General features: G+C 32.3%; 23 protein-coding genes. 15 read left to right on the plus strand and 8 right to left on the minus strand.

Annotated elements, in window-relative coordinates; translation table 11 throughout:
* Nucleotides 1–1068 carry a 3-isopropylmalate dehydrogenase gene (leuB, locus tag THENA_RS06100; RefSeq protein WP_013756530.1) on the plus strand — a complete coding sequence of 356 codons (1068 nt, stop codon included), beginning with the start codon at nt 1–3 and terminating at the stop codon, nt 1066–1068.
* Here the strand turns inward: leuB and galU are convergent.
* Nucleotides 1063–1935, minus strand: a complete 873-nt coding sequence (gene galU, locus THENA_RS06105; RefSeq protein WP_013756531.1) for a UTP--glucose-1-phosphate uridylyltransferase GalU — start codon at nt 1933–1935, stop codon at nt 1063–1065. The two genes, leuB and galU, sit on opposite strands and share 6 nt — an antisense overlap.
* Before the next feature lie 81 nt (nt 1936–2016).
* On the opposite strand from galU, the gene THENA_RS06110 reads away from it, so the two are divergent.
* Genes THENA_RS06110 through clpX form a run of 13 tightly spaced genes read left to right on the plus strand, consistent with a single transcriptional unit; the run spans nt 2017 to nt 12563 of the window.
* Nucleotides 2017–2652 carry a DVU0298 family protein gene (locus THENA_RS06110; protein WP_013756532.1) on the plus strand — a complete coding sequence of 212 codons (636 nt, stop codon included), beginning with the start codon at nt 2017–2019 and terminating at the stop codon, nt 2650–2652.
* The gene (locus tag THENA_RS06115) at nt 2649–3227 is read left to right on the plus strand and encodes a YkgJ family cysteine cluster protein (RefSeq protein ID WP_013756533.1); all 579 of its coding nucleotides are present in this window, start codon (nt 2649–2651) and stop codon (nt 3225–3227) included. Before THENA_RS06110 ends, THENA_RS06115 begins: the two co-directional genes overlap by 4 nt.
* Nucleotides 3220–3870 (plus strand): HAD-IA family hydrolase, encoded by a 651-nt coding sequence (locus tag THENA_RS06120; protein WP_013756534.1) that lies wholly within the window; start codon nt 3220–3222, stop codon nt 3868–3870. Before THENA_RS06115 ends, THENA_RS06120 begins: the two co-directional genes overlap by 8 nt.
* A 56-nt stretch (nt 3871–3926) precedes the next feature.
* Entirely contained in the window at nt 3927–4967 is a 1041-nt protein-coding gene (argC, locus tag THENA_RS06125) for an N-acetyl-gamma-glutamyl-phosphate reductase (RefSeq protein WP_013756535.1), read from the plus strand.
* Between the two features lies 1 nt (nt 4968).
* Nucleotides 4969–6159 carry a bifunctional glutamate N-acetyltransferase/amino-acid acetyltransferase ArgJ gene (gene argJ, locus THENA_RS06130; RefSeq protein WP_013756536.1) on the plus strand — a complete coding sequence of 397 codons (1191 nt, stop codon included), beginning with the start codon at nt 4969–4971 and terminating at the stop codon, nt 6157–6159.
* 8 nt (nt 6160–6167) lie between these two features.
* Complete coding sequence (gene argB, locus THENA_RS06135) at nt 6168–7034, plus strand: acetylglutamate kinase (RefSeq protein WP_013756537.1); 867 nt, start codon at nt 6168–6170, stop codon at nt 7032–7034.
* Entirely contained in the window at nt 7024–7281 is a 258-nt protein-coding gene (locus THENA_RS06140) for a glutathione S-transferase N-terminal domain-containing protein (protein ID WP_041437960.1), read from the plus strand. The genes argB and THENA_RS06140 overlap by 11 nt, the downstream gene beginning before the upstream one ends.
* Complete coding sequence (locus THENA_RS06145) at nt 7271–7534, plus strand: co-chaperone GroES (RefSeq protein WP_013756539.1); 264 nt, start codon at nt 7271–7273, stop codon at nt 7532–7534. The genes THENA_RS06140 and THENA_RS06145 overlap by 11 nt, the downstream gene beginning before the upstream one ends.
* Nucleotides 7535–7539: 5 nt before the next feature.
* Entirely contained in the window at nt 7540–8451 is a 912-nt protein-coding gene (gene miaA, locus THENA_RS06150; RefSeq protein ID WP_013756540.1) for a tRNA (adenosine(37)-N6)-dimethylallyltransferase MiaA, read from the plus strand.
* Nucleotides 8451–9299 carry a diaminopimelate epimerase gene (dapF, locus tag THENA_RS06155; RefSeq protein ID WP_013756541.1) on the plus strand — a complete coding sequence of 283 codons (849 nt, stop codon included), beginning with the start codon at nt 8451–8453 and terminating at the stop codon, nt 9297–9299. The genes miaA and dapF overlap by 1 nt, the downstream gene beginning before the upstream one ends.
* 34 nt (nt 9300–9333) lie before the next feature.
* Nucleotides 9334–10686 carry a trigger factor gene (tig, locus tag THENA_RS06160; protein WP_013756542.1) on the plus strand — a complete coding sequence of 451 codons (1353 nt, stop codon included), beginning with the start codon at nt 9334–9336 and terminating at the stop codon, nt 10684–10686.
* A gap of 27 nt (nt 10687–10713) precedes the next feature.
* Complete coding sequence (gene clpP / locus THENA_RS06165) at nt 10714–11313, plus strand: ATP-dependent Clp endopeptidase proteolytic subunit ClpP (protein ID WP_013756543.1); 600 nt, start codon at nt 10714–10716, stop codon at nt 11311–11313.
* Nucleotides 11314–11321: 8 nt separating this feature from the next.
* Nucleotides 11322–12563, plus strand: a complete 1242-nt coding sequence (gene clpX / locus THENA_RS06170) for an ATP-dependent Clp protease ATP-binding subunit ClpX (RefSeq protein WP_013756544.1) — start codon at nt 11322–11324, stop codon at nt 12561–12563.
* Nucleotides 12564–12623: 60 nt separating this feature from the next.
* Here the strand turns inward: clpX and THENA_RS06175 are convergent, their stop codons facing one another.
* From THENA_RS06175 to priA, 5 genes are all read right to left on the minus strand, one after another.
* Nucleotides 12624–13238, minus strand: coding sequence for a tetratricopeptide repeat protein (locus tag THENA_RS06175; RefSeq protein ID WP_013756545.1), 615 nt, complete (start codon nt 13236–13238; stop codon nt 12624–12626).
* A 15-nt stretch (nt 13239–13253) separates the two neighbouring features.
* On the minus strand, nt 13254–14936 hold the full coding sequence (locus tag THENA_RS09690) for a sensor domain-containing diguanylate cyclase (protein ID WP_013756546.1): 1683 nt from the start codon (nt 14934–14936) through the stop codon (nt 13254–13256).
* 31 nt (nt 14937–14967) lie between these two features.
* Nucleotides 14968–18396, minus strand: coding sequence for an EAL domain-containing protein (locus THENA_RS06185; RefSeq protein WP_013756547.1), 3429 nt, complete (start codon nt 18394–18396; stop codon nt 14968–14970).
* A gap of 232 nt (nt 18397–18628) precedes the next feature.
* Nucleotides 18629–20005 (minus strand): methyl-accepting chemotaxis protein, encoded by a 1377-nt coding sequence (locus tag THENA_RS09695; RefSeq protein WP_013756548.1) that lies wholly within the window; start codon nt 20003–20005, stop codon nt 18629–18631.
* A gap of 316 nt (nt 20006–20321) precedes the next feature.
* Nucleotides 20322–22517: a replication restart helicase PriA gene (gene priA, locus THENA_RS06200; protein ID WP_013756549.1), complete on the minus strand. Its 2196-nt coding sequence runs from the start codon at nt 22515–22517 to the stop codon at nt 20322–20324.
* A 32-nt stretch (nt 22518–22549) separates the two neighbouring features.
* Between priA and xth the strand changes: the two genes are divergently transcribed.
* The gene (gene xth, locus THENA_RS06205) at nt 22550–23314 is read left to right on the plus strand and encodes an exodeoxyribonuclease III (RefSeq protein ID WP_013756550.1); all 765 of its coding nucleotides are present in this window, start codon (nt 22550–22552) and stop codon (nt 23312–23314) included.
* Here the strand turns inward: xth and rsmA are convergent.
* Both rsmA and THENA_RS06215 read right to left on the minus strand, forming a co-directional pair.
* Nucleotides 23311–24102 (minus strand): 16S rRNA (adenine(1518)-N(6)/adenine(1519)-N(6))-dimethyltransferase RsmA, encoded by a 792-nt coding sequence (gene rsmA / locus THENA_RS06210; protein ID WP_013756551.1) that lies wholly within the window; start codon nt 24100–24102, stop codon nt 23311–23313. The two genes, xth and rsmA, sit on opposite strands and share 4 nt — an antisense overlap.
* Nucleotides 24103–24117: 15 nt before the next feature.
* Nucleotides 24118–25149 carry a PdxA family dehydrogenase gene (locus THENA_RS06215; protein WP_013756552.1) on the minus strand — a complete coding sequence of 344 codons (1032 nt, stop codon included), beginning with the start codon at nt 25147–25149 and terminating at the stop codon, nt 24118–24120.
* Nucleotides 25150–25168 lie beyond the last annotated feature (19 nt).

Below are 25168 nucleotides of genomic sequence, written 5' to 3' on the forward strand. Positions count from 1 at the left end.
ATGTATAAAGTTGCATTCTTGCCCGGAGATGGAATCGGCCAGGATCTAAAAGAAGTAGTTAAACTTTTTAGAGATAAAATTGAAGAAAAATATGGATTTTCTTTTGAATTAAACGAGCTACCAATAGGTGGCAAGGCAATTGATTCCTTTGGAGATCCTCTACCGCCAGATACTTTAAAAGAGTGTAAAAAATCTGATGCTGTCTTTTTGATAGCTGTTGGAGGTCCAAAATGGGACAATAATCCTCCAAATCTTAGACCCGAAGCTGGATTGCTAAAATTAAGAAAGAGTCTAAACGTTTTTTGTAATATTAGACCTATTAAACTTTCTAAACACTTAACACATCTTTCATGTTTAAAATGTGAGACTGTAGACAAAGGTCTTGATATAATAATTTTAAGAGAGCTTACTGAGGGTCTTTATTTTGGCGAGCCTCGTGGAATCTATACCCAACCCGATGGTTCAAAGGTAGCTATAAATACCATGAGCTACAGTTCAACTACAATTGAAAAATTTGCAAAAATAGGATTTGATCTTGCAATGTCCAGAAAGAAAAGTTTGACCTCCGTTGACAAGGCAAACGTTCTTGAAAACTCAAGACTATGGCGAGAAGTGGTAGAAAACCTATCAAAATCTTATCCAGAAGTAAAGTTAGACCACCTATATGTTGATAATGCTGCTCTTCAAATGATATACAATCCTAACCAATTCGATGTAATAATTACAGAAAATCTATTTGGAGATATTCTTAGCGATGAAGCAGCTGCGCTCGTGGGATCGCTTGGGCTTTTGCCATCAGCAAGTATAGGTGACAATAAGCCATTTTTATACGAACCTGTCCACGGTTCTGCCCCTTCTATAGCAGGTAAAAATATGGCAAATCCTATAGCTACTATTTTCTCAATTGCTTTGATGCTAAGATTAAGTTTTGAGAGAAATGATATTGCGTTTGATCTTGAAAATGCTGTAGAGAAAACCTTGGAAATGGGAATAGGAACTGCCGATCTTAAAATGAAAAACACGATAGGCACAAGAGAGTTTGCTAACGAAGTTCTTAAAAATTTATAAATCTTTACAAATTTCTAACAAATGATTTTTCATCTCATCTTTAAACTCTGGATGTTGAAGTGCAAAATCGACTGTGGCTTTTAAATATCCAATCTTTGAGCCACAGTCATATCTTTTACCTTTAACCTCTACTCCTAAAACCAATCTCCTTTCACAAAGAGTCCTAAGTGCATCAGTTAGCTGAATCTCGCCGCCCCTACCTGGTTTTGTTTCTCGCAAAATATCAAAAATCTCAGGCACAAGTATATATCTACCAATCACAGCATAGTTTGAAGGAGACTCATGGATCTCAGGCTTCTCAATAAGATCGGTAATTTTTAGCACTCCATCATCATCTGGAATTGGCTTTGCAAGAGCTATCCCATAACTGCTGACCTCCTCTTCTGGTACTCTCTCAAGGGCTAAGACTGGACTATGATATCTCTCATAAACTTTAATTAGCTGTTTCATAGCAGGAATTTCAGAATTTATAATGTCATCGCCAAGAACTACAGCAAAGGGTTCGTTATCTATTACTGCAGAAGACATAAGTACTGCGTGCCCTAGTCCTAATGGCCTTGGCTGTCTAACATAGATAAACTCGGCATCATCACGAATTTTGTCTACATCAGCTAATAAACTAGATTTATCTTTATCTTTCAATATATATTCTAGTTCCCATGAAGCATCAAAATAGTCTTCAATAGGTCTTTTGTTCCTACCCGTAACAAATATCATATATTTTATTCCTGATTCCAGAACTTCTTCCACGACATACTGAATTAGGGGTCTGTCTACTAATGGTAACATTTCCTTGGGAGACGCTTTGGTAGCTGGCAAAAACCTTGTTCCCATCCCTGCGACAGGAAAAACTGCCTTTCTGATCATAAAATACCTCCTTAATCTGCAAAAAACATCAAATTCTATTAACTATGTTAAAATATTTTTTATATATTAACAATAATATGTATGGAAACAATTTTAGAACTCTTAAAAAATAGAAATTATGAAGAAATCGTCTTCCTGTGCAACAAAGAAAGGCGATTTTGGTCTTTTTTAAAGTCAAGGTTGTACGACCCAGACATCTTAATAAGATATAGAGCCGTAGAAGCCGTTGGATTATACATGAAATATTTATGGGATGAGAACGAAGAAAAGGTAAGAGTGTTTATAAGGACTCTGCTATGGTCACTTAATGATGAATCAGGAGGAATAGGATGGAGTTCTGCACCAGCTATAGCACAAATAATTAGCAACATTCCATCTTTAAAAGATCCATATCTTTCAATAGCAATGAACGCCCTTGACGAAGACCTCCTTAAAAAGCCAATTCTTTGGGCTGTAGCAAAAGTTGGGAAAAAAGCACTGGAAGACGTAGAATTTCATAAAGAAAACTTTCTTAAGATCTTTGAATCCAAAGACAAAGAAACTATAGGATACGCTGTTATAGCTTCAATAGAAACCGAATTTAAAAATTCACTAACATATATTGTAAAATTTAAAAATAATTCCATTAATTTTAATTTTCCTTATTTCATAGACGGCTTTTTTAGAGAAAAAAATTTAGATAATTTAATCGATGAGGCAATTAAAAAACTAAAATGAAAAGTGTCATAGAAAGCATAGAAAAGCTTTATAAAGAAATTGAAAACGAATTCGAAAGAGTCGGGCAATATTATAACTTTAGCTGTTTTGGCTGCACTTCAAATTGTTGCACCACTTTATTTTATCACTTTACGTTTGTTGAAGAGTTTATGTTGCAATATGGCCTGTTAAAACTTGACGAAAGCACAAGGTTGATGATTGTAGAAAATTCCAAAAGTTACTTGCTCTCGAAAGAGAATTATAATGAAAGAGGAAAATTTAAAATGATGTGTCCTGCTAACAAAGATGGGCTTTGTATGATCTATCAATATAGACCAATGATATGTAGAATTCACGGTGTGCCGTCAAAACTCGTTTTCCCCAATGGAAGAGTTGACTTTTATAAAGGTTGTGAAGTTATAGCCTCAAAATTTTTGGAATTTCCATATGTATTAGACAGAACAAACTTTTTTAAAAGTTTAAGCAAAATAGAACTTGATTTTAGAAAAAAGGCAAATAAGCCTATAAATTATAAATTCAAAAAAACAATTGCTGAGATGATTCTTAGCAAAGATTTGGAAAATATTCATGCATAAAAAGATTATTAATAACGACATTGAAAATATTTTTTTAGACTTTGATGGTACGATCGTTCACAAAGAGTTTGATCGATATTTTTGGGCTGAATACGTCCCTCTTCAGTATTCAATTAAAAATAACCTGACAATAGAAGAATCTAAAGAAAGACTCTACTATCTATATAACTCTTATAAGGGGCAACTTTGTTGGTCTGATATAGATTTTTGGTCCTCAAAGTTAAACCTTGACATTGAAAAGCTCACGCAATCTATTTCAGATTTAATAAAACCATCAAAAGGCGTTTATCAATTTTTTTCATATGCAAAGAAAAATAATAAAAGAATTTTTATTTTAACCAATGCGCATAAAAAAACAATTAACATTAAGCTTAAAAAAGTTAACATAAAAAAACAAATTGATAAAATAATAACCTGTTTTGACTTAGGATATCCAAAAGAGCATATTGATTTTTGGAAAAAGTTAAAAAGACAAATTGAATTCGATCCAGAAAAGAGCGTTTTTATAGACGATCTCGAAGAAAATTTAATCCAAGCTAGAAATATTGGCATCAAAAACGTTTGGTTAAAAGTTGAAGAAGATGAAATAAAAAGCATAACTTCACAATTCTTCTACTTTGATTCATTCGAAAATTTATTATAATCATCTATAAAAACAGAATATATTAGTTCTCTCTAATAACTTTTCAAGGAGGATATATGAACAAAGTTAAAGTTGGTATATTTGGTGCAACTGGATATGCTGGATTAAATATTTTCAGAATATTATCAAATCATCCTTATGTAGATTTAAAATATCTATCTTCTCACTCTTACAGCGGTGAAAGTTATAAAAAACTCTTTCCTTCCTTTAACACTGATATGGTGCTTAAGACTTCAGATCCAGAAATAGCGAGGGATTTAGATGCATGTTTTGTCGCCTTGCCAGCTGGTGAAACATCTAAGTTTGTTACAAAACTAATAGAGTATAACAATAATATCGTTATTATTGATCTTGGAGCAGATTTTAGATTCAAAGACAAAGAAATCTACGAGAAAACATATGGCATCAAACACAATTGCCCAGAAATATTAACAAGTTCCGTTTATGGTTTACCAGAAATAAACAGAGAAAAGATCAAAAAGGCTAAAATAATAGGCAACCCTGGCTGTTATCCTACTAGCATTCTTTTAGGACTCTATCCAATAATAGATCGCTTTAAAGGGAGTATAGAAAACATAATCGCCGATTCAAAGTCGGGCGTAAGCGGTGCTGGCAGAAAGTTATCCAAAGAATTTCTCTTTTGCGAAGTAAATGAAAGCGTAAGGCCCTATGGTGCAAAATTTCACAGACATCAGCCAGAAATGAACGACCAAATAAGGCTAATTTCAAAAGATGCTCCAGAATTAATTTTTACACCCCATCTTATTCCAATGCAAAGAGGTATTCTTTCAACAATTTACGTTTTTTTTAAAGAAGATTTACCAGAAGAAGAAAAACTAAAAAGGCTATATTATGAAAGATACAAAGATGAAAAATTTGTTCAAATACTTGAAAACGAACTGCCAACTACTGCGATGGTAAGATCAAGTAACCTTTGCGCAATTAATATATGTAAAACTTCAAATAATACAATAAAAATTTTTAGTGCAATTGACAATTTAATAAAAGGCGCATCAGGTCAAGCTGTTCAAAATCTTAATATAATTTTTGGTTTTCCTGAAGAATTATCATTGACTAATATTCCGGAGGTAATATAAATTGTCAAACTTTCCAGAAAACTTCAATTTTGCAGGGTTAAGTTGCGGTCTAAAATTATCAGGCAAAAAAGATCTTGGAGCTATTCTTTGTAAAAAAAGGGCGCTTACCTTTGCTGTGTTTACTCAAAACAGCATTGCAGCAGCTCCAGTAAAAATTTCAAAAGAAAGACTCAAAAAAAATAAATATATAAGAGCAATACTTGTCAATTCGGGGAACGCAAACGCAGCAACAGGAATTGACGGTTATAATGATGCTATTGAAATCTCAAAAAGGTTTTCAGAACTAATTGGAGTTAGTGAAGATGAAGTACTTTTGGCGTCCACAGGTATAATTGGTGTAAGATTGGACAAGGAAAAAATTATTAGTAAGATCCCTGAACTAGTAAACAATTTAAAATACAACAATCACAAAGATTTTATTGAATCTATTATGACAACAGACAGATTCGAAAAGGAATACTTTGAGACAATATCCTCAGAAGAAGGCGATGAAATCCACATAAGAGCATATGCAAAAGGTTGTGGAATGATATGTCCCAATCTTGCTACAATGCTTGTTTTTATCACTACAAATATAAATGCTGACGAAAAAATTCTTGAAGAGGTATTTATTAACTGTGTAAACAAAAGCTTTAACGCCATATCAGTTGACTCAGATACCTCTACTAACGATTCTGTCTTCTTTATGACTGACATGCTTTATCCCAAAAACAAGATAATCAATAGAAAAGACAAACTAATTATAGATTTTGAAAGCGCTTTAAATCGCTGCTGTATAAAATTAGCAAACGATATGGTAAGAGATGGAGAAGGTTCTACAAAAGTCTTAGAAGTTAAAGCGACGGGTTTTGCAAGCGAAGAAGATGCAAAAAAGGTAGCATCAAATATTGCAAAATCAACACTTGTTAAGTGTGCCTTTTTTGGTTCAGACCCCAACTGGGGTAGAATTATCTGTGCTGCCGGAAACACTAATCTAATTAGTGAAGATTCTGTTTCAATTAAAATTTTTGACACTGAGGTGTATAACAAAAAGCCCATTAATTTTGACAAAACAAGCCTTAGCAAAAAAATCTCAAATAGTGAAAGAGTTATAATAGAGATCCATAATAATGTTGGCAATAAAGATTTTACTTTCTATGGTTGTGATTTGACATTTGATTATGTTAAGTTAAATTCAGAATATTCAACGTGAGGTGTAAATTGTTTGACAAAAAATTGCAAGCAAAAATAATTATTGATGCGCTGCCCTATTTTAAGCAATTTAACAATCAGGTAATTGTAATTAAATATGGAGGCTCAATTTTAGAAGTAGAAGACGTAAACGATGCGCTATTTCAGGATATTGTACTTCTTAGTTACCTCGGCGTAAAGATCGTGCTTATTCATGGTGGAGGACCTGAGATTTCAAGATGGCAAAAAATTCTTAATATAGAAACAAAATTTATAGAAGGTCTAAGAGTTACTGATTCAAAAACTATGGAGATAACTGAAATGATCCTATCTGGAAAAGTTAACAAAAATATAGTTGCAAAAATTCAGGGTTACGGAGGAAGGGCAGTTGGTATATGTGGTAAAGATGGAGGTACCATAGTGGCAAAGAAAAAATCTGAACAATATGGCTTTGTGGGAGAAATAGTAGACATAAATCCTTCCCTACTCACAGCACTTGTAAATTCAAATTATGTTCCTGTAATGTCCCCAATAGCCTATGACGAAGACGGCTCGTCTTTGAATATAAACGCAGATTTCGTCGCCGGAAAGATTGCAATTTCCCTCAAGGCAAAAAGGCTTTTATATCTTACAGACGTGCCAGGAATATTGTTAAACAAAGACGATCCATCTTCAGTTATTTCCAAAATCAAAACAACTCAGATAGATAGTCTCATAGAAGAAGGAATCCTATCAAAAGGCATGATACCAAAAACTCTTTCTGCAAAAGAGGCCATTGAAGCTGGAGTAGAAGCCGTTCACATCATTGATGGAAGAGAACCTCATTCGCTTTTACTTGAGGTACTTACTCCAGAAGGAGTTGGGACTATGATTGTCAGTGAGAATTATGATAAATAAACCTATATTATACACATTTCCCGGAAATAAGTATTGTCAAATATTGGAAAAATATATAAAAGAAAGGAATCTAGATATAGAGATTATTTCAATTTATAATATATATTGTTCTAATTTAGAAAAAGATGAAGTTAAAGAAATTTTTAAAAAAATTGGCACTGAAACTTTGCCAATATTAAAATTTAATAATAAATACTATTCTGAATTTAATGAAATAGAAAGGATATTGAGCAAAATTGACAATTAGACCACTAGATAATATGGTACTTGTTAGAGTGATGAGTCCAAGCGATAGGACTTCATCAGGAATCCTTATACCAGAAACGGTTAAAGAAAGCCCCAAAGAAGGACTTGTAATAGCAATTGGTGATTCCACAGAAATAAAAGTCAAAGTAGGAGATCAAGTAATATTCGCCAAAGATATGGGATTCGAAATAAATTATGAGGGCAATTCTTACCTTATTTTACCTAACAAAGCCATTCTTGCAGTAATAGAATAAAAATTGTGAACAAAGTCTTTATTCTACTAGGACAAACCTGCACCGGAAAAACAAACGTTTCTATTGAAATAGCACAAAAACTACCAATAGAGATAATTTCTGCCGATTCGAGACAGGTTTATAAATATATGGATATCGGCACTGCAAAACCTACCAAAGAAGAAATGAAAGCCGTTCCCCATTATCTAATTGATATAATATATCCGGATGAAGAATTTAACGCATTTATTTTCCAGACAAAGGCTTTAGAGCTAATTGAAGATATTATTAAAAGGTCGAAAATTCCTTTAATCGTCGGAGGAACCGCTCTATACTTAAAAGGCTTAATAGAAGGGTACAATTTTGCATGTGGAACCAAAGATAGAAAGATAAGAAATAGGCTCATATCAATAGGACTAGAAAAAGGTTTTGAACATCTATATCAAAGGCTTACAGAAATAGATCCAGATTATGCAAAAACAATTTCCCCAACTGATAAAATAAGAATAGTTAGGGCTTTAGAAGTGTATGAGGTTTCAGGCTTGACCTTTTCTCAAGCAGCAAAGAATTCAGAAAACAAGTACGAATATAAAGTCTTTGGTCTTAGTATAGAGAGAGAATTGCTTTATGAAAGAATCAATAAAAGAGTCGACCTAATGATTCAAAACAACCTTATTGACGAAGTAAAATTTCTTATCGATAAATATGATATTAGCACCAAAGCGTTTCAAACTTATGGCTATAAGGAGATAATTGATTATTTAGTAAACAATTTGCCTTTAAACGAAGCAATTGAACTTATAAAAAAGAACACAAGAAATTTTGCAAAACGTCAAATGACATGGTTTAGAAAAATGAATGCAGAATGGATTGAAAACATAGATTATAATATTAGTGCAAATCACTTGATAAAAAAAATTAAGGAGGAACTTTATTAGTGAAGTTTTACAAAATGCATGGAACAGGCAATGATTTTGTTATGCTTTTGCCAGAAGAATCTAAATACGTAGAATCAAACAATCCTTTAGAAATTTCTAAAAAATTGTGTGATAGACATTTTGGAATAGGCTCGGACGGCTTAATTCTTATGCTACCATCCGAGAAAGCAGATTTGAAGATGAGAATCTTTAATGCAGATGGTAGCGAAGCAGAAATGTGCGGAAATGGAATTAGATGCTTTGCTAAATTGGCAAAGGATATGAATATAGTTAATAAAGATAAAATAGAAGTAGAAACGCTTGCAGGCATTATCGTTCCAGAAATTATAAGATCCGATGACAAAAATTCACTAATAAGAGTAAATATGGGTACTCCAAATTTAAAGCCAGAATCAATACCAATATTAGGTTTCGAAGGAAAAGATTCAGTTATAAATCAAAGAATTCAGATCAACGATAAAACCTTTTTAAACGTAACATGCGTTTCAATGGGCAATCCTCACTGTGTAATTTTTATGGATTATGATATAAAGAATTTCCCAATTGAAGGCATTGCGCCTGAAGTAGAACATTCAGCGTGGTTTCCAAAAAAAACAAATGTTGAATTTGCAAGAGTTATTTCTAAAAGCGATATAGAGTTAAGAGTTTGGGAAAGAGGAGTAGGAGAGACTTTAGCTTGTGGCACTGGAGCATGTGCGACAGCTGTTGCTGCAAAGTTAAATGGCTTTACGAATGGGAATGTGAACATTCATTTACCAGGTGGAATTCTTCATATAGAATATGAAACAAACAATGTTTTCATGACAGCAACCGCTACTTTGGTTTTTGAAGGTATAATCGAAATATAAAATTTCAAAAATTAATTTTTAGGAGGATATAAAATTGAATTATTCAAAAACATATGAATCATCCACAAAGGTTGAATTTGACGTTATATTTCCAAAGGAAGAAATTGAAAACGAATGGAATCAAACATTTAATCTAATTGCTAGCAGAACAAACATCGCAGGCTTTAGAAGAGGAAAAGTGCCAAGAAACATACTAGAAAAGGTGATACGCGATGAAGATATCATAGAAAACTTAAAAGAAGTTTTATTAAGAAAAACGTTCAACAAAATAAGAGATGAACAAGGTGATGAAAATCTTTATAACATTTTCAAAGAAGATGAATCAGAAATTCAGAAAGATAAAGAGTATAGATTTAAGATGGTGTTTGAATACTGGCCTGATCCAGAATTGGGAGATTATAGATCAATAAAGATTAAGGCTAATGAGGTGTCTGTTTCTGACGAAGAGATAGAAAATCAATTAAACTTGATTCTTCAAAGTTTCGCCAAGTGGAATAATGTAGAAGATGGTGAAATCCAATTAAAGGATGTCGTAGAAATAACTATGGAAACAAGGGATGAAAACAACGAAGAAGTAAAAGAATATACTGGAAAATCAGCTATCTCTATAAATCCTGATATAAAAGACAGACTTAAACCTCTTAGAGATGCCTTGTTAGGGAAAAAAGTTGGCGACGAAGTAGAGTGTGATATTGAATTAGAGTCCAAACGTGCCCATGTAAAAGCAAAAGTAGACTCAATACGAAGAAAAGAGTTATCAAATTGGTCTGACATAGACCTTCAGGCAAATTTTCAAGTAGAAAGCCTTGAGGAATTAAAAGAACAGCAAAAAAGTATACTTCTTATGAACAAACTCCAACAAGAAATTGAAAATCAAAAAAATGAAATTTTGGAAAAAATAAGAGAGATAAGCAAAATTTACATTCCAGAAACAGCCCTCCAATTAGAAAAGCAACAATATATTAATGATTTAGAGAAGAGAATAAAAAGTAGACAGGTTTCAAAGGAAGAAATAAACGCATTAAATAGCGGTAAGGATGAATTTTCTAAATTTGCAGATATGACAGTAAAGAAATCAATAGAAGATTTATTGATAATTGAAAAAATTTCTAAAGATTTGGGTATAGTAGTTGAAGATGCAGAAATAGAACAAAGACTTAGAGCGTACAGAAAGGATTTAGGAGAAGCAGATCTTAATAAGTGGATTCAGGATCTAAAAAATGATAAAAGAACATGGGGGCAATTAATTGCAGATGTAAGAAGAGAAAGAGTTTTTTCAGCACTTTTAACAATGTGTGTTGAAAGAGAAGAAAGAGATGATACGAAACAAAACTCTGAGGAAACTAAACAAGGTGCTGAAAGCTTAGAAAGCGAAAAAAATAGTTAAAAAAATTAAAGGATGGTGGATAAATAAATGGACATTTCAAGTGGTATTCTTATACCTACAGTTACCGAAAGAACTTCTCATGGAGAAAGAGTTTACGATATATATTCGAAACTTCTAAATGACAGAATAATATTCTTAGGAACTGCAATAAACGAAGACGTAGCAAATCTTGTAGTAGCCCAAATGCTCTTTTTAGAGGCAGACGATCCCAATAGAGACATCTATCTTTATATAAATAGCCCTGGAGGAATTGTAACTGCAGGGCTTGCTATCTATGACACTATGCAATACGTAAAATCACCAGTCAACACAATATGCTTTGGTCAGGCTGCAAGTATGGCTGCAGTAATTCTTGCTGCAGGTGAAAGGGGCAAAAGATATTGCTTGCCCAACTCGAGAGTACTTATACACCAACCTTTGGGCGGAGCTGAAGGACAGGCCACAGACATTGCTATTCAGGCTAAAGAGATATTAAAAGTCAAGGATACTCTAAATCAAATACTAGCTAAGCATACTGGGAAAAATATCACAAAAATCAAAAACGATACAGAAAGAGATTTCTATATGGATGCTAAGCAGGCTAAAGAGTATGGCATAGTTGATGAAATTCTGGAAAAGAGAGAGTAAAAAATAATATGGATAACGATAATTTACAAAGATGTTCCTTTTGCGGCAGAAGTTCTAAAGAGGTAGAAAAGTTCTTCTCGGGAAAAAATGGAGCTTTAATTTGCAGTGATTGTATAAAAATTGCAAATAAGATACTGGAAAGAGAAGAAAGAGAAAGAATTCTTGAAAATTATAATAGCACTATAAACAATCTAAAACCAAAAGAGATATTTGCAAAACTTTCAGAATACGTAATTGGACAAGAAAACGTAAAAAAAGTTCTGTCGGTAGCAGTATATAACCACTATAAAAGAATAATGCAAGACAAAAGCGATAACGATGTAGAAATTTTAAAAAGCAATGTCTTGTTAATTGGTCCAACTGGGACTGGAAAAACCCTTTTAGCACAAACCCTTGCAAAAATACTAAACGTTCCATTTGCCATTGCAGATGCCACTACCCTAACAGAAGCAGGTTATGTAGGCGAAGACGTTGAAAATGTTCTCCTAAGGTTAATTCAAGCGGCAAACTACGATATACATGCTGCTGAAAAGGGAATTGTGTACATAGATGAAATAGATAAGATTGGCAGAAAATCTGAAAACACGTCAATAACAAGAGATGTATCAGGCGAAGGAGTTCAACAGGCATTATTAAAGATTCTTGAAGGCACAATAGCAAACGTCCCACCCCAAGGAGGAAGAAAACATCCTCAACAAGAGTTTATACAAATCAATACCGAAAATATACTCTTTATTTGTGGCGGTTCTTTCGAAAAGATTGAAGAAAAGGTGTATTCGAGAATTGGCAAAAAAAACATAGGTTTTATATCAAAAAGCAAAATTGATAGAGAGATTAAGGAAGAAGAAGAGAAATGGAAAATTTTGCAAGAAAATATACTTCCAGAAGACCTAATTCATTTTGGTCTTATTCCCGAACTTGTTGGCAGGTTGCCCATTATTGCAGTCCTAAGTCCCCTTGATGAAGTATTACTTAAGAAAATACTCACTGAACCTAAAAATGCAATTCTAAAACAGTACAAAAAACTCTTAGAAATGGATAACATAACTTTGAACTTTACCGAAGAATCGCTTGATTATATAGTAAAGGAAGCAATAAAGAGAAATACAGGTGCAAGAGGCCTAAGAGCTATAATGGAAACTATTATGCTCGATGTTATGTTTGATACAGCATTATTTGCACAAAATGGCACCCTTGAAATTGACGGAAAATTTGTAGAAGAAAAATTAACTCCCAAAAAAGTTGGTTAAAAAACTTATAAACAGCCGCTGAAAAAGTTTAGCGGCTGTTTATAATGAAATCTGCATAATTTAATTTTTATTATCAAGATTTTTTGCCCTATCAAAATCCTTTTGAGCGCTCGTATAATCGCTTAAAGCATAATATGCATTTGCCCTATTAAAATATGCTACAGACATTGTGCGATCGATATCTATTGCTTTAGTATATTGAATAACTGCTTTATCAAATTCATGCAAATCATAATAACTAACCCCAAGATTATTATAATAGCTTGCATTTTTTGGGTTTAGTTCTATTGCTTTCAGATAATCTTTTATTGCAAGATCAATTTTTGCCAACTTATAATACGACAAACCTCTACCCTCATATGCCTCAGCGTTTTTTGGGTTCAGTTCAATTACTTTTGAAAAATCTTGAACTGCCTTGTCGTATTCGTGCAATTTGAAGTATGTGTTTGCCCTATTAAAATATGCGTCAACCAGTTTTGGATTGGACTCAATAGCCAAATTATAAAAAGATATAGCCTTGAAATATTCTTTCTTATCAAAAAATGAATTTGCCGCGTTCAAATACTCTCTATCACTTCCATTGAAAAATAGAAGCGGAAGCAAAAATATTAAAAATGCCACAAAAAAACTAATAAGAAAAATCTTTTTAACTATTAGCTCAACCCCCTCTGTCAAATTTTACATCTAAAATCAACCTGACTCTTCATAACGTACGCAATTTTTTCCAACGGCTTTAGCCTCATACATCAGATTATCGGCTCTTTCTATCAACGAGTCAATATCGTCTTCTTTACGAAATCCTGCAATACCTAAACTTACAGTAAAGCCCTTAATGCCCTCAATTTTTAGATTATTCAATCTAATTCTAAGTTCTTCTGCTAAAATTAAAGCCCTTTCTGGAGTAGTTTCGGGGAGCAATATTACAAATTCCTCGCCGCCCCAGCGTGCAAATATATCAATTTTTCTTATTCTATCTTTTATCGTCTCAGATAAACTTTTTAAAACTAAATCCCCTGCATTGTGACCAAACTTGTCGTTTATGCCCTTGAAATTGTCAATATCGAGCATTATTACAGAAAATTTAGAACCCGTCCTCCTTGACCTCTCTATTTCTTCATCTAATCTCTCAAGAAAGTATCGACGGTTATATGCTCCAGTCAAAGGATCCGTAATTGATAGAAGATAAAGTTCTTTTTCAATATTTTTATACTTAGTAACGTCATTGGCATAATGAAGGTAAATATCGCCTCCTAAGGGTATCCACCAGGTATCCCATATTTTGTCTTCAAGCTCCACTTCAATGTTTATCGATTCATTTCTTGAAAGTGCATCATCAGCTTTACAAAAATAGCACTTTGTGTCAGGCAAAGGCACGCCTATATTTTCATATACATCTTTATTTGTTTTCTGTATATACTTATTTTTGTGAATTTCTTCCCAACAATAGCCATTAACCTTAGTATAAAATAACTTTTCAGCCATCTTGTTTTGTGCAAGAATTTTTCTATCCTTTGTAATCAGCCAGGCGGGGGTAGGCAAGCCCTCCAGCATCAATCTGAGTCTCTCTTCCTTTATCTTGTTTTCTTCTTCCAACTTTTTTCTTTCACCAATATCTCTTGCAATTCCAACGCTATACCAATTATCCTTAAAATTAAAAATTGATAAGGAAACTTCTATAAAGACCTCTCTTCCATCCTTATTTCTTACTTTCATTTCTACTACCCTATCTAAGGAATTTCCTTTTCCTTCTAAAAAGTTATGCTTTATCGTCTCAATATGAGGCTTATAATAACTACCAGGAACGAGAAATTGATCCAATTTCTTCCAAATAACTTCTTCCCAAGAATAGCCAAAGAGCTTTTCTGCAGCTTTATTCCAAAAAGTTACTCTATCTTGATCGTCGATTATTACAATAGCATCCCAAACTGAGTTAATGACCACATCAAATTTTAGTTGGGCCTCTTGCATCTCATCTTCTATTAGAACTCTTTCTGTAATGTCAGAGATAAAGGCAATGCATAGGTTTTTGCCCCTGTAGCTAATAAGCTGCAAGTTCACCTCTACAGGATAAAGAGTGCCGTCTTTTCGGCGATGCTTAGTTTGAAAAGAAATACTCCCTTTTTCACCCTTTATCAAGGGTTCAAGCAGCCTCTTAAAGCGATCCACGCTCATCTCTGGCTTCAAGTCAACTGGGGTCATATTGCTAAGTTCTTCAGGTGAAAATCCTAAGTTCTTCCTGGCAGCCTGATTTACAGCAAAAAATTTTAAACTCTTTGGATGGAAAATATATATCTCATTAATAGATTTCTCAAAAAGCTGTCTCAAAAAACTCTTTTTTCTCAAGTCAATTTTGAAATCTAATCTATTCTCCAACTTAAAGCCTCCAAAAATTTATTTATAACCTTTAAATATTTCCTAAAATTTTACCAAAATCATCTCTTGGCATAGGTCTATGGAAAAAATATCCCTGAAAATAATCACAATTCATAGATTTTAGGATCTCAAACTGCTCTATAGTTTCTACTCCCTCTGCAATTGTTTTTATATTTAGTGAGTGAGCAAGAAAGATAATAGAATTTATGATATTTCGTGTTTTAGAGTTTTCTATACCTCTTATGAAAGATATATCTATCTTTAGCGTCTCAATGTCAAGCATTGACAGGTAATACAGGGAAGAAAATCCAGTGCCAAAGTCATCCAAAGAAAAATATATGCCATATTTTTTTAACTCTCTAATAAGATCCGAAATATGTTCAAAGTTATTTATAAAAGTTCTCTCAACTATCTCTATTTTTAATAAATCCATTGGCAGATGATGAAATTCCAGCTTAGAAATCAAATCATCCCTCAAGTTCCTTTGCATCAAGCTTTGTGAAGAAAGATTGATCGATACGGGAATAGTTCTTTTAAAAGATTGTAAGTCATCAAGTACGTTTTCTATGAGTTGATTCTCTGCATCTATTATGTAAGACGTCTTCTCTAAGTGCTCTATAAAATCCATTGGCAATATTATTTTGCCATTTTTAACCCATCGCATTAGAGCCTCTGCACCTACGATTTTTCTATCCTTATCTACATATGGCTGATAGAAGGCGACAAATTTTTTGTTGGCTATTGCAAGCTCTAAATCTGACTTTAGCATTAAAGCTTTTGTGACCTCTATTTCTAATTCTTTTCTAAAAAAGCCAACCTGATTTTCTCCCTTTTCTTTGGCATCTCTAAGTGCAATCAGAGCTTTATTTAGTAAATCCTCAGGAATATTAGCATCTTTTGGAAAAAGACTCAATCCAATGTTAAATGAAAGAAAAACATTTTGATTCAAAATCTCATAGGGTTTTATAATCTTACTCAATATCTTTGAAGCTACTATAAGTATATCTTTTTCTGCCCTCAGATCTTTTAGCAGAATGCCAAATCTGTCAGACTCCAACCTTGCAATCACATCGTATGTCTTTAGATTGTCTTTTAGCCTTTGAGCTATCTGTTTTAGCACATTGTCGCCAACTGAAAAGCCAAAGGCTTCGTTTATTCTTTTAAAGTTTATTGGATTTATTACGGCCACTGCGCCTATTTGGCTTTCAGCTTTAGCCCTTTCCAAAAATTTCTCTAATTCTTTTTTGAAAGAATTTAAATTAAATAGGCCAGTTATATCGTCATAATTAGCCAATCTATATAACTCTTTTAAAAGATCGTCATCATTTCCAATTTCTTTGCCTACTGCTATATAATGCGTAATATTTGAACCCTCAAAAAAGGGCGTTATATTAACGTAAAAATCCTTTAATATGTCATTTTTAATTCTGTATTTAATTAATCCTGAATAAGTATTTCCAGATTTCAGAATTTTGTAAAATTTTTTTGAAAACTCTTTTGTGTGGGTTTTGGAGGAAAATATTGAGTGATGCTTACCTATAATCTCTTCTCTTGAATATCCAGAAATATCAAGAGTCTTGTTATTAACATATACAATATTAAAATTACTATCTGTAACAATAACAAACTCAAAACCAGAGTTCAGTGCGCTAATGGTTATCTTTGAGAACTTTTCATCTTCCAGTTTATTCAAGATAAATTCAATTTGCTGCTGAATAACCTCGAATAAATTAAATATCTCATCATTGAAAAGCATTCCTTTTTCAAAAACCAAGACAAGAGAGCCAATAATATTCTCCTTAAAGGATATGCTTAGCGCAAAACACGAATTAAATCCATAAGAACAAACAAATTTCTTAAATGGGCAAATATCTTGTGAGCAAATGTCATCCAATAAATATGCGCCCTTTTTAGTTAGACTCCTTATTAGTGGGTCGTCTGAATGTGCGCCTTGATTGTTTATAAATTGATTGTTTATAAATAGTTGGACTGCAGTTTTTGCCCAATCTAAAAACTGATATCTTGTCTCTTTAGCCGAAGAATATTTAATTTCAAAGTTTTCATTGTTTTTTAAAATTATATAAGCCAATGGCATATCAAGATTTTCTACTAAAAGGCGTGGCAATAATTCTAAAAACTCATCTTTAGTCTTCACCTGAAGAGATAAGCTGATAATTTTATAAAGTGTGTTATAAATCTTTGACCTCAGCTCTAATTGATTTTCATACTCTACAAGCTTTGTAACGTTTATTGATAAATCAACAAAGCGATAAACCTCACCGTCATGCATAACTGGTATTAATATTGAATCAAGATAAAAAATTGAGCCATCTTTTGCCTTGTTTACAAACCTACAGGTACAAGACTCTCCTGACAAGATCTTTTTCCAAAGTTTTTCATAAAAAGCTTTATCATGATAACCTGACTTAAATATTCTTGGGTTTTTGCCAATGAGCTCTTCTTTTGAATAGCCTGAAATATCAGACACTGCTTTGTTTGCGTCTATTATAGTGCCATTTCTATCTGTGATTACCGCCCACTCGTGAGACACAGAGATAGCCTGGTTTAAGACAAGCATATTTTTCTGGGATTCAATCTTTTCCAACGCAAAAGATAAATCTAACTGAAGCTCTTCTAAAAGATATAAATGATCTCGATCAAAAGAGGGCATTGTATCATTGATTAGTAAAATATATTTTACTTCACCTTTACTGAGAATAGGTATTGAACAAGTCGAACATATATTATAAGCATTATAAAAATCATGCCAGTATGAAGTATCTTTTAGCTTTGCCGCATCTGGTATTAGGCTTACCTTCTTTGTGTGGTAAGCTTTTGATACTGAGCCCCTGCCATATGGAGTTTGTTCATCTATACCGATTGTCAGATTTCTCACAGATTCTTCCAATTCTTTTATTTTAGCTTTCGTATAAATTTGTTTAAAAAGCAAATTTTCATCTATATAGCCTATCGAAGAATATAGAAAACCTACCTCATCGACTATTACATCACAAGCTTTCTTAAGCAACTCTTGTTCATCGTCTATTCTTACTATTAGTTGATTTATTTGGCTTAGAGTGAAAAAAAGCTTTTCGTATGACTTTTCTTTACTTTTATCTAAAATAAGAACCAACCCAGATGGTTTGTTTTCGTACTCAATAGTGTAAACAAATGCGGATACAGGAACTAATGTGTTTGACTTTGATAAAAGAAAGTGTTGAGAGTGCTCTACAGCAAAAACTTCTCCCATTGTACGTCTTTTCAAATTTACCCTTATTTCATCCTTAATATCCCCAACAATGTCTAAAACGCTCTTTCCTATAAGTTCATCTGGGCTATCATACCCTAAAATTTCAGCAATACGTTTATTTGCAAAAACTATCCTACCATCTTCTCCCTGGTTTATATAAACGCCAAATAAAGAAGAGCGTAATATTGCTTCAAAAAAATCTAAACTCATACAAATTACTCCTAATTAAATAAAAATTTCATTTTTCTACAAACAGCAAAATTTAAAGAGTATAGTTTGAAATGATAACATATATAATTATCAATAAGATCAATAAATAAAAACATTCTATAATATTTAACTATTAGAATCAAATTTGATATTCCTTGTATTTAGTAAGTAGTAACAAATTTTTGTTAAATTTTGTTAAAAAAGTAATTATATATTTTTAAAAATAAAATTTTTAACAATTTTTAGCATTTTCAGCTAATTCAGATAGTTTTTTTGCTATTTCAGAAGAATAATTTACTAGATCAGAGATCTTACTAAAAAGCTCTTCTTCTTTATTATTTTTATAAAACTGTTCTGCTTCTAAACCCATTTTATGATAAATTTCATGTGGCTTTTCAATATTAGTATAAACTTTTTTAATATTTGGAGAAGAACTCTGTGCACATTTTTCTATAAAATCCTTTGTTTTAGAATCATAATACCATTTTCCAAATTTACATTGAGTATGATCTATTACATGAAAAGCTTTTTTTCCAGAAACTAAATCGATTATATTTAGCATAAAATTCGAATGATCTATTATTCTTTCATATATATCAATATAAACTTCCGACTTAATATTTTTAATATCCTCAAAAGCTTTTTCAGCAATCTTTATTGAATTAGGAAGTTTTTCAAGGTTAGAATTTTCAGTTTCTTCTATTTTTTTCATAGTTAAAGATAGATTTTTGATATTTGAAACTATATTTTCTGATATTGCAGATTGTTCTTCTGTTGCAGCACTCTGTGTTGTAATAAGATCTGATAATTCTTTAATTTTTCTTTGCATGAGATCGAAATTGTCTTTTAGATCTTCAACGTATTTAATGTTCTTTGTTATAACTTTTTCAGCTATCTTTATCTTTTGCGTAGAATCTTCAGCTTTTTTAATAGTATTATCTACAACCGATTTAATACTTTCAGCAGATTTAGAAGTTTTACTTGCCAACTTCCTAACCTCATCAGCAACAACAGTAAATCCTCTACCAGATTCACCAGCACGAGCAGCTTCTATTGCTGCATTTAAAGCAAGCAAATTAGTTTGTTCTGTTATATCCATAATAACCTTTACAATTTGACCTATAGATCCCATATTCTCTCTTAATTCATGGCTAGTCTTAACAGCATCTTCAATTGATTTAACCGATAAGTTAACGTTATCTAAAGTTTCGTTCAATTTTGAAGCTCCATTATCCAAAGTTTTATCAACTTCTGATTGAATCTTATTAATATCTTCTATAGAATTAACTAAATTTGTAATACCGCTATTCATTTCAGACACTGATCTAATTATGGCCTCTAATTCTTTTTTAAACACTTCCAATCTATTTAAAACCAAGTAATTACTTGCTTGAGCTGATGATAGTGAATGATGTAAATTTGAAATTATGCTAATTAAATCTTTAGAAAGAAAATCAAAACAATTTAAATCATTTTTTATATTTTGTATATAATTATGCAACTTTTCATTATCTAATTTGTATGCTTCGTTTTCTTTTTCAAGAACTTCCAATCTTTTTAAAAGTTCTTTGTTCTGTTCTAGCAATTCTTCAAAAGTAGGCTTGTTCATAAAAACCTCCTCTTTAGTTATTTAAATAAAATTAAATTTAATTATAAACTATATTAATGTAAAAATATAATTCGTAACTTTTAAAATAGATAATACTAACTTAATCATATTTATCTTTTCGCTTTTTTTCGCTTTCTTATAATTATTATAAACTCAGAATATCTCAGTCTTCCCTTTTTAATACATTGGTATATCAAGTTAAAAGCTTTAGATTAAGATAAAAATTATATATTATTAAGTATTTGAGGTTATCTGAAGGTCTTTATAAAGACGTAGCTAAAAAATTATTTGAACTCCAAAATAGATCATTTTAATCCTAAAAATAATACAGTGGATCTACGTCTACAATAAATATTTTTTTATCCTTAGGAGAATATCTCTTCAGCAATATTTCAAGAAAATCTTTTCTTGTAGCCTCATCCTTGAATCTGATCAAAGAATACATCCTATAATTTCCATGCAGTCTTAAAATTGGACAAAACTTTGGTCCAGTTACTTTTATGTCCCTATTGTCAAATAGGATGTATATTTCTTTTAAAATTTCTCTAAATTTTTTCGCCTCGTCCTTTACCTCTGTCAATTTTCCATTCCATCTAAATATAACTTCGTAGCTAAAGGGAGGACAAAACATTTCCTTTCTTAATTCCAATTCTTCTAGCAAAAAATCCCAATAGCTTATCGTCGTATACTTACGAATAATAGATACCTGTTCATCGCTCGCCTGAATTACTACCTTTCCATCCACAGAATATCTCCCTGCCCTGCCCGTTACCTGAACTAGCAATTGATATAGCTTTTCAAATGACCTAAAATCTGGTATAGAAGTTAAAGGTTCCAGAAAGGGTATGCCCACAAAGTTTATTTTCGGAAAGTTTAAACCCTTTGTAATTATCTGAGTGCCAACCAAGAAGTCTATCTTACCATCTGCTATATCTTTAAGAACAGCTTTTAGCTTCGAGTAGGTATTTACGCTATCAGAGTCAATTCTTGCTACATTTGCATCAGGGAAGAGATTCTTTAACTCTTCGGCAATCCTCTGGGAGCCAGCTCCATATTGTTTGAAATTCAAACCTGAACACTTTTTGCACACAGGATCCGTGGTGAGCCTATATCCACAATGGTGACATACATACACTCTTTTGCCGTTTATAACATGAACGCACATCGGCACATCACAATTTTTGCACTTTACTAACTCTCCGCAGTCAGCACAACTCACAAACGGATAAAACCCCCTTCTTGGCACAAAAACAACAGCTTGTTCCTTCTTTTCTTTTACTTCTTTCAAAGAGTTTATAAATTCTTCGCTAAATGAGCCGTAAAAACTCTTTTTTTTAACAATATTTATTTTTGGCAAGCTAAAATCTCCAAACCTTTTGGACAAAAAATAAGAAAAAACTTCTCCATTAAGAATTCTTTTTCCTAAATCTACACTCGGAGTAGCGCTCACGTACAAAACTGGGCAATTATTATACTCTGCCCTTTTTCTAGCAAGAATTCTTGCATCGTATCTTATAAAGTCGTCTTGCTTATAGTTCTCGCTTTGCTCTTCGTCTACTACAATTAGACCTATATCGTTTATAGGAAGAAAGATCAAAGACCTTGGCCCAATAAATATCTTCCCCGTCAGATTTGGGATAACGCTCAAAAGTCTGTTTCTTTCAGACCTGCCCAATTGACTGTGCCAAACATATACATGGCTAGAAAATCTTTTTTCCAATATATCTACAAAGTGCGTAGCAAGAGTAATTTCTGGCAAAAGAAGCACTGTATTCTTCCCATTTTTCAAAACTTCCATAATAAGCTTTAGATAAACCTCAGTTTTTCCGCTCCCTGTAGTTCCTACCAAAGAAAGTTCACTGTATTTATTTAGATGTCTCCTGAAATACCTAAAAGCTTTATCTTGTTCATCGTTTAAAATTGTTAAGTTTTTGCATTCTTTAATCTCATTAGCATCTTCACACAGATCAAGATTAGCCCTATCATTTTTCGCAGTAGTTTCACTAACTATATCTATCAGTTTCTCAGATAGAGCGTATCTAAAAGTATCTTTGTACTTACCTTTTATATATGAAAGGTCATATTCTCTCTTATTTAACTGCTCTAATAAAAACTTTAGGTCATCTGGAATTAACAAAGAGCATTCTAAGACTTCTTGTCCTTTTTTTGATATTTTTACTTTATTTTTTGATAATAACTTTATATTAAAAGAAGGAAAAAGACTAAGAGCATTGCTGGGACTAACAAAATAATATTCACAGACGAATTTATATAACCTGTATAGGTCATCATTGAAAAATTTTTTCTCATAAATTGAGTTAACAAATTTAAATTCGGATAAATTCTCCTCTCCCAAAACTTCTTTCGAAGACTCAACAATGCCTAAATAGTTTTTTTCACCTACAGGCACATCTACAAGAGACCCTGATTCAACATCCTTCTCAGATTTGATATAATAGCTTAGTCTCTTATTTATATTTGGCAATTGAACGTCTATAATATATTTTTTCATAAAATCCTCTATTCTTTAAAAGGAGTCTAAATTTGATTATAACTACTTTTAATGTAAATTCTATAAGAAGTAGGACTGATATTGTAAACTTACTTATAGAAAAACACAACCCAGAAATAATAGCTCTCCAGGAGATAAAGTGTACTCCGGATCTTTTTCCAAACCTTGCATTTCCAGATTACAAGTGTCTGGTATCAGGAGAAAAATCATACAATGGAGTAGCAGTTTGCACAAAACTTGATTCAAGTCATTTTGAAAACGAATTTCAAGACACTGTAAATCAGAAAAGATCTCTTTTTGTAAAGTTTGAAAACTTTATTCTTATGAACATATACTTCCCTCACGGCGACCTTAGGGGTACAGACAAGTTTTATTATAAATTAGATTTTTATAAAAAATTACTTGCTTTTCTCAAAGAGAACTTTACTCCAAACGATCCCATAATTATGCTCGGAGACTTTAATGTAGCTTTGACAGATTTTGATGTATATGACCCACAAATCTTAAAGGACACTATCGGCACGATGCCAGAAGAAAGGAAAGCTTTAAGAGAACTTCTAAATTACGGTTTCATAGACACATACAGACACCTACACCCCAACGATCCGGGTTTTACATGGTTTAACTATATTGGAGGCGACATATGGAAAAACAAGGGCATGAGAATAGATTATATTTTGGTAACCAAACCTCTTATAAATAAAGTAAAAAATGTAGAAGTTGACCTGTCCCTTAGAAAAAGAAGAACACCAAAACCATCCGATCACGCCCCCCTTGTTATGGAAATTAATTTCTAAAGAGTTCTTTCTTTTGAGAGTCTAAAAATCCTCCAGTATGTCTCAGGATCTATTTGTTCAGGTCTTAAATGTAGGAGGTCTGTATTTGTCTCTGAAAATATTCTAATATACTTTTCAGTTAATACATTTTTTATAATTTTTCTTGGCTGAGAAAATACCCTCTTCAAGAAATTTTCAAAGTCTATAAAGTACAATCTCTTTTCGTAAAAATCACTTTTTGGAATTAATCTTATTACTACAGATCTTACCTTTGGTTTTGGATAAAAGCAACTCTCTTTAACTTCAAAAATTATGCTTCCCTCGAAAAAATTTTGAACTAAAACGCTCAATCTCCCATATTCTTTAGCTCCTGGCATGGCAAAAAGCCTTTGGGACATTTCCTTTTGAATCATTAAAGTCATACTCTTCAAATATATATTCTCTTTTATCATTTTTACAATTATTAAAGATGCAATATTGTAAGGCAAGTTTGAAATCACGTTTACCTTTTTTTCTATAAATCCCAGATCAGTTTCAAGAACGTCAGCTAATATAATTTTTTTCCCACATAAAGCCAGATCTTTTTCAAATTCTTTACACAAAAGATCATACAAACCTCTGTCCACTTCTATCCCAAAATAATCATTCGGAAGTTTTACAAGATACTTTGTGAGCGCCCCCTTCCCAGGCCCAATTTCTAATATAAGGTCTTCTTTCTCGATAAGCGCTGATTCAATTATCTTTTTTGAAATATTTTGATCCACTAAAAAATTTTGACCGTATCTTTTTAGAGGCGCAAGGTTTTTCATTATTTAATAAATATTTTATGAATTATTGTTAGTAAAACAAATGAGTTTTTCATAAAAATCAAATACCAGCTTTAACCCCTCCTCATCTACCATTTGAGGAGTCTTTGCAATAGAATACCCCACTCCGTGAGCCAAAGTGCATCTTAAAAATGGCAATCCTGTATTTATCTCAATTATCCTTGGAAAAGACAAAGCTTTCATGATTGACAAGAATTGATCGTGATAAAGAGATATTACAATCTTTATATCAAGTTCTTTTAAGCTAAAATATGCTGAATCAGGCGAAAGAGGGCCAAAAAACTCAACATATGGATAGTTTGATCTCACATATTCTATAAATGGCTTTATGACTAGCTCTTCTTCGCTACCAATGCTTCCACCTTCACCTGCATGAGGGTTGAGACCCAAAATAGCAATCTTTAATGGCTTTATACCAAATATATTTGCAAGGTATATTATAGATTGAAGAGAACAAGTTAGCCTTTCAAAGGTAATCTGGTCTGGAACATCTTTAATTGGTATATGATGGGAAAGAAGATTCAAAAGATATAATCCGTCAAAGAAGTTCATGCTAATGTCTCTTGAATACCTCTCTTCAAGAAAGGCAGTATGCCCTAAAAATTTTTTGCCAGTAGATTTTGATATCAAATATTTATTGACTGGCAAAGTCAAATAAAATTTTGAACTTTTATCTTCTACAAACTCTAAAGATTCCACAAAACACTGATATGAGAACTTTCCGACTTTATCATTTGGCTTGCCAAGAACCTCTAAACCAAAATTACAGTTAATATCTACAATTCCATAACCTTTAGAGCTATCAAAAATAGGAATATCAACATCATAATCCATATAATCACACAGTTCATCAAAAAAGGCCTTGCTAGTAAAGAGTATAATTTTTTTATCTTTATTTTTTACCAAATACTTAATTAGAGAAATTAGTCCAATTCCAGAAAGGTCTCCACACGATACAACAGGTATATAGGTAGCATCAGTAGAATTAGGAAATTTCTCAAGGTCACTTTCGTCAAAAAAATTCTTCATAGATAAACTTGTCCTTAAT

Origin of the sequence: Thermodesulfobium narugense DSM 14796, assembly GCF_000212395.1 — a bacterium.
Taxonomy (GTDB): domain Bacteria; phylum Thermodesulfobiota; class Thermodesulfobiia; order Thermodesulfobiales; family Thermodesulfobiaceae; genus Thermodesulfobium; species Thermodesulfobium narugense.